The sequence below is a fragment of the Alteromonas sp. genome (genome assembly GCF_984505615.1).
This window is the reverse complement of the sequence record NZ_CFHOXV010000068.1, coordinates 1-11391: the sequence shown is the minus strand read 5'-3', so window position 1 is coordinate 11391 and position 11391 is coordinate 1. Positions and strand designations below refer to the sequence as shown.

The following is an 11391-nucleotide window of genomic DNA, read 5'->3' as shown; positions in this document are numbered from 1 at the left end:
ACCTCGGCTAGCTGCTTCAGCGTTTCTCCCTGAAGCGGGACGCGCATTCTACGCGCTTCGTTTTCAGTGTCAACATCTTTTTGAAATTTAATTTCTCAAGTGCTTTCAGTGAAAACCGTCATAAATAACCATTATTAAGTTCTTATAACGACTTCTTCGTGGACCGTCTGACGTTCCCCGTCGAAGTGGTGCGCATTCTACGCATCAGAGATTTTTCGTCAACCCCTTTTTTATCCTTTTTGACCTTTTTCTTCGAATTCGAACTCAAACGCCTGGTTTTCCAACAAAAGTCTGCTTTTTATTGGTCTTTCGTATACTATTTCATCAGACCATTGTTCAATTTGTTACAAATGAGTAAACTATGAACAGCCTCCAACGTTTCACTAAAATAATTAAAGGTAGGTTTATGAAAGTAGGCTTTATTCAATGCGCAGTAATTAGCGCGGTATTCGCAATCGCAGGTTATCTCATCGTTTCTTCCGCTAGTCTGGAAGCGAGTCTTCCTGTCACCGTTGCAGTGTCTTTGCTTATTAGCGGTATCGTTACACCCTGGCTTGCATCTCTGCTGAGTTCGTCTTCAACGTCTTCTTCAGTGAATGCTGATGTGACTTCTGAGACTTCCGGAGAAACAGCCACTTTATATGTAGGTAATCTTCCATATAAAGCGAACGAAGATGCAGTGAAAGAATATTTCAAGGATTACATCGAAGTTCAGAGTGTTCGTCTTATGAAGGACCGTCGTACTGGAAAACGTAAAGGGTATGGATTTATCGAAGTCATTACCCGCGACGTAGATTCAGCTATTACGGAACTAAACGATAAAGTATTTCTGGAAAGAACATTGAAAGTACGTGCTGCAAGGGAGAAAGGAGAAACCGAGTAGTCGTACTACACAAACATTAAAGAACCCCGGCATGCCGGGGTTCTTTTTTATCTGAATATTGAATTGGGCATCACTACTTCAATAGTCCGCCCGTATCTTTCAGCTTTCGCTTGCCGGAGGCTCTACAGGCTGAGTTTTCTGCTGCTCGCCCGGCATAGCGTCAAGTAAACGCTGATTGAAACTATGGAAACGATTTATAGCTGTGACTAAATCCGGTACCTGTACATCCTTCATTTCGTTGATCAGGCCATTTATCAGAGTGTTGAAGTCTTCACCTGAAGCCAGTTGTTGTCTCGCCGAATCAAAGACGTTAAGCATCTTATTCAGATATTGTGCAACAGGCTTCGCTTCATCGCCGTGGGAACCGGACTCGCTGCCGTCACGATAATGCTGAATAGCACCGTAAGTTTTCACAACTTCCGTTTGCTGCGTTCTGTTCAGTTGCAATGCGTAACCCGTAAGCTCCTGATCATCAAAACCCAGTTCCAGCGCTTTCTCAAACGCCTTATCCAGATCGCCACCAAAGAACGTGTCAGCCAGATCGTTAACGGATTCCACTAAATCAGCAATGGCCGTTAATTCACCTTCATCCAACTCGCCTTTCAGAGAGAAACTTATCCCCTGACGATCAAAGTACGAGTAAGAGGTGTTGTCTGTAGCAACGACATTCTGATAGCCATTACCGTCACCACCCTGCCCAGTCGTATAAGCGACGGTTTGCTGGCTGGCATATTGATAAGCCCTCAGACTCTCAAAGCTCAACTGCACTTCATCACCATCTCTTGTACGAATTGTCAGACTGGCAGATTCTGAGTTGCTGCTGTTAACGTTCAAAGCTGATGCAACACCACCTGCAGCAAGTTGATTTTCATTCTGAATACCGAGCAGATCAGACTCCAGTGCATTAATGCGGTTTTCGATGAGACTGCGGCTCCTGTCGATGCCTGTTGAGATATCATCATTCATCAGGCCTCCCAGATCTTTTTCTGCCATGGCAATTCCCCGGGAAACCCCTTCTCTCGCCTGCGAAAAAAGATTACCGAGTTTCTCTTCATCCGCACCACCTCTTGCAGCGCCCTGAATGACACCACCGACAAAACGCATAACGTTTTTTGCCACTTCCTCAAAATCAAATAAAGAGGTTTCCTTCTCTTTATCTGACGTATCATCTTTTGCAAACTTACCACGCTGTCCGTCAACGGTAACCTGTTGCTCCATTGACGAACTGTAGACTTTCAGGCCAATGGTCGTCTGCGAACTACTGACGCTTACCATTGCGGTTTGCCGCTGCTGAAATTCAGCAGCCTGACGAAGCCCATCCTGCTGTAACTGCTTTTTGATTGCTTTGTTAGGGTCTTCAGGTGCCTTCTGTTCTGCAACAGCCGGCTTCTGCTCACTAACAAATGCCTTAATTTCACCCACGTTCATAATGTTGTCCTCACTAACCTCACATTAGTTATCGGCAGACTTAACGAATTGTTTAATTTTAATGCAATCTCAGAACAGTGTTTGCACAAATAATTTAAGACACTACAATGCGCAGCCCGGCAAACAAGATGAAGCTATTACCATGACAACTCAGACACACAGTCAGCAATATACCGCGCAGTTAGACGAGAAGATCTCGCGACTGTCACAACTACTTGATCAATATGGTCAAACTGAGATGTCTGTGTTTGCCTCTGAAGAAACCGGCTACCGCATGCGGGCAGAATTTCGGGTATGGCATGATGGCGATGACTTGTATCACATCATGTTCAACAGCGAGACGAAAGAAAAGTATCGCGTTGACACCTTCCCGCCGGCAAGCGATACCATAAATGCTGCTATGCAAACTTTAATGACAGCACTTCGTCCCAGCCGGGTACTGAGAAAGAAGTTATTTCAGATTGATTATCTGAGCGGGTTGTCAGGTGAGCTGGTGATAAGCCTTTTGTATCACCGTCAGCTGGATGATGAATGGGAAACGGCTGCGCGGGCGCTGCAAGATACGTTGTCTGACACCTTCGGTACAGTGAATGTTATCGGCCGTGCACGTAAGCAGAAGAAAATTCTGGGCAATGACTTTATCATCGAATCGCTGCCGGTAAACGGACGACACTATCAATTCAGGCATATCGAAAACAGCTTTACCCAGCCGAATGCAAAAGTGAACTGCCGCATGATCGAATGGGCATTGTCTGTGTGTGAAAACACAAGCGGCGATCTGCTTGAAATGTACTGCGGAGCCGGTAATTTCTCACTGCCTATGGCCAGCCAGTTTCGTAAGGTCATCGGCACTGAAATCGCCAAGCCTTCGGTTAACGCTGCGCAATTTAACATTGAAGTGAACAACATAGACAATGTGGAGATTGTTCGTCTGTCTGCTGAAGAGTTTACGGAAGCATTAAGAACAGGACGTCAGTTTTCCCGCCTCAACGGCATTGATTTATCAGGCTACAACTTTACGACTGTGCTGGTTGACCCGCCAAGAGCCGGTCTTGATGAAGAATCTCTGAAGATGATTCAGGACTATCCGGAAATTATTTATATTTCCTGTAACCCCGACACGCTGGCAGCGAATCTGGCGACATTGTCGCAAACCCACGATCTGGTGGCGTCAGCCTTGTTCGATCAATTCCCTTTTACGCACCACATTGAGGCCGGCGTAAAACTGGTGAAGAAAAACCGTTAATTACTCACTTTTGACTTTCCGGGGGCGATAGACTTTTGCCCCCAACTGTACAAAACGCAATTGCGCTTTTACCCTGTGGCCAATTTCCTGCCTCAACGGCACATCCACTTCTAAGGCTTCAGCTCCGGCACTGAATACAAGCCGGACCATGGCTTCTGCCTGAAGACTTGCCAGTTGATGCTCTGCGCCCTGACTTTCCACAATATAATCAGCCAGTTCTTCAATGAAATGCTGAATTTCCCTCAGTACTGCCATCCGGTACGCAGTTGAAGTGCCGGTGTGTTCACGGAGCAGTAATCTGAACACGTTAGTATTGGCGGTAATAAATTCCATGAACGTATCGACCGACGTATCGATAACCCCGCCGCCACTGGCGATACGGCGTCTTGCCTGACGCATCAGTTGACGGAGTGCAAGACCCGCCTCGTCCACCAGCGTCAGACCGAGTTCGTCCATATCTTTGAAGTGACGGTAAAAAGAAGTCGGCGCAATACCGGCTGCACGGGAGACTTCACGTAAACTGATAGCAGACAGGCTGCGCTGCTCATCGAGCAAACCAAAAGCAGCATTGATAATATTCTGGCGGGTTTTTAATTTTTGCTCCTGACGACTCACCGCCAACTCCTTCTTTTCATTCCGGATACCTGTAAAACGGTAACGATTGTACCTTACCCCGGCGATGACGGCACATCAGTTTCACAAAATCTGCACTATACTTAAAGCTGAAATTGTCGCTTTTCCCTTGCCTGCGCCCGGTGAAAACGATAAATTAGCGTACAGTTGTAAGCCGAGTTGTTATCATGAAAAAACCACCAATTATCCTGACCAATGTTCTGGTATTTATTATTACCGGTGCAATTGCGTTACTGGCAGTGCCCCTTTGGGCGGTCACCATGGGATTCGACACCACGGAAGTGGTGACGGCTGTCGTATTATTTTATTTCACCGGTATGTCTATTACTGCCGGCTATCACCGTCTGTGGTCTCATAAAACCTATGACGCCAATATTGTTGTACGGGTCATTCTCGCCATCGGCGGTGCAATGGCATTACAAAACAGTATCCTGCACTGGTCTTCTGATCACCGTATCCATCACCGTCATGTTGATCAAAACGACAAAGACCCGTACTCAGCTAAAAAGGGCCTCTGGTTCGCCCATATTGGCTGGATGCTGAGAGAATATCAGTCTCATCGCTATGACGATTACAGCAACTGCCGGGATTTACAAAAAGATCCGGTGGTTATGTGGCAACACAAGTATTACCTGCCTATCGTGCTTGTCGCAAACTTCGGGCTCACAGGTTTGCTGGGCTGGTTGAACGGCGATGTACTGAGTATGATTCTTTTTGCCGGTGTATTCCGTTTATTCATGGTCCACCATGTCACTTTCTTTATTAACTCGCTTGCTCATTTCTGGGGCAGTCAGCCTTATACCGATAAAAACACAGCCCGTGATAACGGTATCCTGGCATTTTTTACTTTCGGCGAGGGGTATCACAATTACCATCATATTTTCGAATATGATTACCGCAACGGTATTTACTGGTGGCAGTTCGATCCGACCAAGTGGCTGATCCGTGGCCTGTCTTATATGGGACTGACTACAAATCTGCGCCGTGTACCGGAAGAACGGATTGAAAAGGCCCGTGCAGCCATGCAACTTCAGCAAGCCAATGCCAGACTTGCCGCCCTGCCGGATGCCGATGAGTTATTACAAAAAGTGCAGGCTGAGTATGAGTTGTTAGTACAGAAGATGTCTGCCTATTATGCCGCCAAAAAACGTCTTATGAATGTACGTAAACGGTGCCTGAAGCGCTCGGTTGAGCGACTGGAAATTGACTTCCATTACAAGGAACTCAAACACGCACTCGCCCTTCAGAAAGAAAAGTGGCTCCAGTTACAGACACTTTCACCACAGCTGGTCTGAACTCAGCCCGAAACGCCGCTATTTAGCGGCGTTTCTGTATCGCCTTCTTGCAAAATCAATAATATAGGCAACACTTAGGTGATGGATTGCTCTTGCTGTTTTCTCTGCATTTTTTGAAATAAGAGTCCTCGCTTTTCCTTTATTAGTACGGACGGATGCATGAGTGATGAACAGCTTTTTACCTTTTCCCCGGAACCTGAACCGGATGACAGTAATACTCAGTCAGGAGAATGGTTAGTTCTTAGTGTTGAAGACGATTTGGGCTATCAACAATCCCTTAAACTGGGCTTAAGCGGCCTTAAAGTGCGTGGCAAACCGCTTAATTTTCTGACCGCTAACTCTGCGGCTCAGGCCTCCACCATTCTGGCTGAAACCGACGATATTGCGGTGATCCTGCTGGATGTTGTGATGGAGCAGGATAACGCAGGCTTGTTCCTGGTAAACACCATCAGAACTGTGTTAGGTAATTCCCGTGTGCGGATTATCCTGCTCACCGGTCAGCCCGGTATGGCTCCCCGTCAGGACACATTTAAAGAATACGATATTGATGAGTACTGGAACAAAGTTGAACTGACAGAAGAAAAGCTGAGAGGCATTGTTTCCAGTAACATTAAAACCTGGTCCAATCTGAATGAATTGTACGTGGCCAAACGCGGACTGCAAATGATTGTGGATGCCTCCAGGGCCCTGACGTCAAAGCAGGATGTGGGTGAGTTTACCTACACCGTGCTTAATGAAGTATCCCGGGTCATTGGCATTCCTGAAACCGGTGGTGTGGTGTGCGCCTACCGTCCGACCATGGCGTCTATGGAACAATGCGAAGTGGTAGCATCAAGTGGTGACTTCAGCCGTTCTGATGCCACTATGCTGTCAGACTTATTAGGTGAATATCAGGCTCACGCGAGTTCCGGATTGCTGAAGGCCATCGATACTGCTCTGCACACCCATGAGCATCAGTTTTATGAAACCTGGTCAATTCTCTACTTTAATACGGCAGATGTAGACAACAATCACTATCTGGTCATCGTCCAGTCCCCCAAACCTCTGGAGCAAAGCCACATTACACTGCTGATGGTGTACAGCGAAAACATCGGTAATGGTTTCGTTAACCTGGCATTGCTCAATAAACTGTCCATGCTGGCTTATTTTGACGAAACTCTGCAAATTCCGAACAAAAACTGGCTACACCGCGAAATCGTCAATATGTCACTGTCTGATTTGAATTCAACCTCGCTCGTTCTGGTGAATATGACAGATTTCTCAACCAGTGAAATCACACTGGGCACAGATTTCAGCCATGCCCTGCTTGCCGGTTGCCTGAACGAAATGAAAAAGCGCTGTCAGAAAGCGATGACGATTTGTTATCTGGGTGATGGCTTTTTTGCGCTGCTTTATAAAACGGAAAAAGTGTCTCAGGAACCATCATTAAGCCAGTTAGCCGAACTGTCGGTGTATGTCGATAACGTCGAACAACGGGTTACGAACCGTATCAGCCATCTGGCAGTGAAAGATTTAGAGCTGGACGATTTACGTAAGTCATTGAAAACGGCGCAACTGGTGCATAACTCACGGAAACGGCGGGACCATTCCGTACAGACCATCACACGACAGTTGCTTGACGAAATGGGCACCCGCCACAAGCTGCTGAAATCTTTGTCTGATGCTATTGCCGACTCTCACCCGTTCTTTCTGGTTTTCCAGCCAAAAGTTGATCTGAAAACCGGCGTGACAACCGGACTGGAAGCGCTTATCCGCTGGCGCACAGGAAGTAACGAAATAATTCCGCCGAATGTGTTCATCCCTCTTGCTGAAGCATCCGGGTTAATCACCCGTCTGGACAGCCTGGTGATGGAGCTTGCTGTCTACGCTGCAAAAGTGCTGAAAGAGTCAGGGCATAACTTCTCTGTGGCGTTTAATGTAACTCATGCCGATGTGATAGCACCAAACTTCATTCCTGCACTGGAAAACGCACTGGCTACCCATAATGTGCTGCCGGAGCAGGTAGAGATAGAAATCACTGAAACTCAGGCCATGGAAGATTATGAGGATATCAACCCGATACTCAATACGTTGATGAAAATGGGGATCAAAGTCAGTATTGATGACTTTGGTACCGGCTATTCTTCGCTGGCTCACCTCAGTACATTGTCGGCCTCAGCACTGAAAGTGGATAAGAGCTTTGTCGATACATTAAATACCGCGACCCCGAACTCTCCTGATCATATTCTGGACATGGTGCACAGGCTATCTGAACAATGTCATTTTCAGGTTGTTGCTGAGGGCATTGAAACTGAAGGACAACGGGAAGCATTGTTGAGCAAAGGGTATGAAACCGGACAAGGTTTTCTGTTTGCCCGTCCCATGGCATTACCCGACCTTATCGACTGGCTTAACGGACAGCAGCGATGAGTGAGAAAAAACACTGGCAAAGGGCCTGCTGGTTATATCTGTGCAACTTTATTTTGTCTGTACTGACTGGCTCACTGGTCTATCAATGGTTCTATAACCAGTCGATGCAGTCACTGAGTGTTGAGCATACGTCCGTCATATCATCGGTCAACACCGCTTTCAGTCAGGAACTGGGTGACATTACCAATGTCGCCAGGCTGGCAAACGAGCACCTGGTAGACATTATGTCTGCCGGGCTACAGGATGAAACAGAAGCTCAATTGTTTCTGCGCATTGGCCGTGTGCTTAATAATGTATCCCAAATGCGATGGCTGAACCCCGAAGGGGTTGAAACGGTACGGGTCAATTTTCTTGCCGACGGCGTTCAGATTGTCCCGCCGGAACAGCTCCAGGATAAATCCACCCGATATTACTTTAAGCAGGCACAGCAAAAGCCGGCCGGGATCATGACGCTTTCTTCCATCGATCTGAATATGGAAAATGGTGTGCTGGTCACGCCCTTTCAGCCGACCGTGCGGGCAATCCTGCATACGTTTCCTTCTCACCCTTTGGGAGAAGGCTTCCTGGTGATTAATTTTGACCTGACGTCTTTATTCGATCACCTGAAAACCTTTGAAGAAACACAAACGCAGCTTTTGATTTCCGAAGGTGCTATTCAATGGATGCTGCACCCTGATGCAAAAAAAGAATGGACCGCCAGCCGCGGGATCACGCCTGCGAACATTAAGCTGGCTCAACCTGATATTCTCGAGAAACTAAAAAACAACAAAGCTGTTTCCCTGGTCTCCGGAGAAGAAGATGCGTTGTTCAGCGGTGCAGCCTTGCAGTTAAGAATGAAGCATACGCACACGGTTGACCCGTACTTCATTCTCACCCGCACACCCGCCGAGTACCACGGTTTGCTGGTAAAAGACGCGCTGTTACCTGGATTAATCTCCTTCGTTTGTTGCTTTTTTATTGCCGGCTTACTGATTACCCGGGACCTGAAACAGCTGTCCCATGTTACCCATCTGACAGATCAGCTGTTAACGGAGAAACAGGATTTGAAATCCGCTCTGGATAAGCAAACCCGTCTCCGTGACGAACTGGTCGAGTCAGAGAAAATGGCGTCTCTGGGCATGCTGGTAGCCGGTGTTGCCCATGAACTGAGCACCCCCATTGGCGGAACAACCATGTGCGTATCGGCTATTGATAACCAGCTCGACGCACTGGAAAAGAAAATCAGTACCGGACTGACCCGCTCAGATCTCGATGCTTACGTGGCATATACCAGGGAAAGTGTGGCCCTGTCGAAGCATAACCTTGAACGTGTAACCGAGCTCATCAAGCGTTTTAAACGGCTGGCGGTGGACCGCGGAAGCGAAACGCCGGTGAAGTTTTCTCTGCACAGAGTAGTGGGTGATCTGGTCCGCACGCTGGAAGCTCAGGCCAGCGCCAAACGGGTAAAACTAACAGTAGACATACCGGAAACGCTGGAAATTGTGAGCTTCCCCGGCCTTTACTCTCAAATTTTACAGAACCTTATCACCAATGCCTTTGAGCATGCCTTTGCGAATAAACGTAACGGGGAAGTATGCATCACAGCCCGTGAGAAGGGGAACAGTTTTGAAGTTAGAGTCAGAGACGATGGCTGCGGTATTCTGGATGAAATTCAGCACACTATATTCGAGCCTTTTGTGACTTCAGCACGCAACAAAGGCAATACCGGTCTTGGTATGCACCTCGTTCACCAGTGGGTTACTAATTTGCTCGGCGGCAGGATTGTTTTTACGTCGAAAGAAGGCAACGGCACAGAATTTATCATGACGTTTCCGATGGCGCTGCCCGACGCTAAAAAAGCATGATGAAACCGGAAATGGGCAACGGAAACTTTGTCTTTCTTATCAGAATGTTGCTAGACTTTGCATGACACTATTCCAGTCCAGCAACGTATCTACCGGTTCCCGCCGGTACAGCAACCATTGAGTATTTTCGACCATGACAAAGAAAACAGCGAAAGTCGCAGAACCTTCTTATCAGTTTGACGCCATTGTGATCGGCACCGGACCCGGTGGTGAAGGTGTGGCCATGCAGCTTGCCAAAGCCGGTCAGAAAGTCGCCGTTATTGAGCGCTACGAAGCAGTCGGCGGTGGCTGTACTCACTGGGGCACAATTCCGTCAAAAGCTCTACGTCACTCAGTCAGCCGTTTGATTGAATACAATACCACTTCACTGTTTTCGGAAAATCAGGTTGCCCGCCACGTTACTTTTCAGGACATCATGAGTCATGCAAGCGGCGTGATTAAGAAGCAATCCCGTTTGCGTACATCATTTTACGACAGAAACCGGGTAAGCCTGATCCACGGTGAGGCCAGCTTTGTTGATAAAAATACCATACAAATTGTGCGTCCCGATGGCTCTAAGGATCTTATCACTGCACGTCAGGTTGCCCTTGCAACCGGTTCACGCCCTTACTCACCTAAGGATATAGATTTTAATCACCCCCGTATTTATAACTCAGACACCATTTTGTCGCTTAAGCATGAGCCGCAGAACATCATTATTTACGGTGCCGGGGTTATCGGTTCTGAATACGCCAGTATTTTCCGGGGTATGGGTGTGAAAGTGGATCTGGTGAATATGCGGGATCGTCTGCTGTCATTCCTTGATGCAGAAATCTCAGACGCCCTGAGCTATCACCTGTGGAACAACGGTGTGGTTATCCGTCACACTGAAACCTATAAGAGCGTACAAGGCCATGACGACTGTGTGATCATGGAACTGGAGTCCGGCAAACGCATGAAAGCAGACTGTCTGCTGTTTGCTAACGGCCGTACCGGTAATACTGACATGCTCAATCTCGATGCGGTGGGGCTCAAAGCCGACTCACGGGGACAACTGCGGGTAGATGAGAATTACCGTACCGAAATCGATAATATCTTCGCGGTCGGTGATGTGATTGGTTACCCGAGTCTGGCCTCTGCAGCCTACAATCAGGGCCGCTCTGCCGCAGAAGCCATGATTTCCGGTAAAGCAAACTCTGGCCTGGTTGAAGACATCCCCACCGGTATTTATACAATTCCTGAAATCAGCTCTGTGGGTAAAAATGAGCAGGAACTGACTGCTTTGAAAGTGCCTTATGAAGTAGGCCGTGCCCAGTTTAAGCACCTTGCCCGCGCGCAAATTGCATCCACCACCGTGGGCAGCCTTAAAATCCTCTTCCACCGTGAAACCAAAGAAGTATTGGGTATTCACTGCTTCGGAGAGCGTGCTTCTGAAATCGTGCACATCGGCCAGGCAATCATGCAGCAAAAAGATGGCGGGAATACGATTGATTACTTTGTAAATACCACCTTCAATTACCCTACCATGGCAGAAGCATACCGGGTGGCAGCATTAAACGGGCTCAACCGGATCTTCTGAATCCGGTTTCTTTACACATCTGCCCGCTTTTGCGGGCACAAAAAATGTATGGTCCGCCTCGTTATTGCAACAGTAAATGTCGATAACGGGGTTGG

8 protein-coding genes are annotated in these 11391 nt (G+C 47.6%); 6 read left to right on the top strand and 2 right to left on the bottom strand.

Translation table 11 applies throughout. The features are described 5' to 3' along the window. The first annotated feature begins 406 nt into the window (after window positions 1-406). Window positions 407-883: an RNA recognition motif domain-containing protein gene (locus AC4PME_RS20035; RefSeq protein WP_491046840.1), complete on the top strand. Its 477-nt coding sequence runs from the start codon at window positions 407-409 to the stop codon at window positions 881-883. 99 nt (window positions 884-982) lie between these two features. On the opposite strand, the gene AC4PME_RS20030 is transcribed toward AC4PME_RS20035, so the two are convergent. Then, window positions 983-2311, bottom strand: a complete 1329-nt coding sequence (locus tag AC4PME_RS20030; protein WP_491046836.1) for a DUF5610 domain-containing protein — start codon at window positions 2309-2311, stop codon at window positions 983-985. 142 nt (window positions 2312-2453) lie between these two features. Here AC4PME_RS20030 and trmA point away from each other — a divergent pair, with 142 nt between their 5' ends. Then, on the top strand, window positions 2454-3557 hold the full coding sequence (gene trmA / locus AC4PME_RS20025; protein ID WP_490710153.1) for a tRNA (uridine(54)-C5)-methyltransferase TrmA: 1104 nt from the start codon (window positions 2454-2456) through the stop codon (window positions 3555-3557). Here the strand turns inward: trmA and fabR are convergent, their stop codons facing one another. Continuing rightward, window positions 3558-4172, bottom strand: coding sequence for an HTH-type transcriptional repressor FabR (fabR, locus tag AC4PME_RS20020; protein ID WP_119502500.1), 615 nt, complete (start codon window positions 4170-4172; stop codon window positions 3558-3560). 185 nt (window positions 4173-4357) lie between these two features. Here fabR and AC4PME_RS20015 point away from each other — a divergent pair, with 185 nt between their 5' ends. From AC4PME_RS20015 to sthA, 4 genes are all read left to right on the top strand, one after another. Next, the gene (locus tag AC4PME_RS20015; protein WP_491046837.1) at window positions 4358-5485 is read left to right on the top strand and encodes an acyl-CoA desaturase; all 1128 of its coding nucleotides are present in this window, start codon (window positions 4358-4360) and stop codon (window positions 5483-5485) included. 159 nt (window positions 5486-5644) lie between these two features. Next, on the top strand, window positions 5645-7894 hold the full coding sequence (locus AC4PME_RS20010) for an EAL domain-containing protein (protein ID WP_491046838.1): 2250 nt from the start codon (window positions 5645-5647) through the stop codon (window positions 7892-7894). Next, the gene (locus tag AC4PME_RS20005) at window positions 7891-9738 is read left to right on the top strand and encodes a sensor histidine kinase (protein ID WP_491046839.1); all 1848 of its coding nucleotides are present in this window, start codon (window positions 7891-7893) and stop codon (window positions 9736-9738) included. The genes AC4PME_RS20010 and AC4PME_RS20005 overlap by 4 nt, the downstream gene beginning before the upstream one ends. Before the next feature lie 133 nt (window positions 9739-9871). Further along, complete coding sequence (gene sthA, locus AC4PME_RS20000) at window positions 9872-11296, top strand: Si-specific NAD(P)(+) transhydrogenase (protein ID WP_303574822.1); 1425 nt, start codon at window positions 9872-9874, stop codon at window positions 11294-11296. The last annotated feature ends 95 nt before the right edge of the window (window positions 11297-11391 follow it).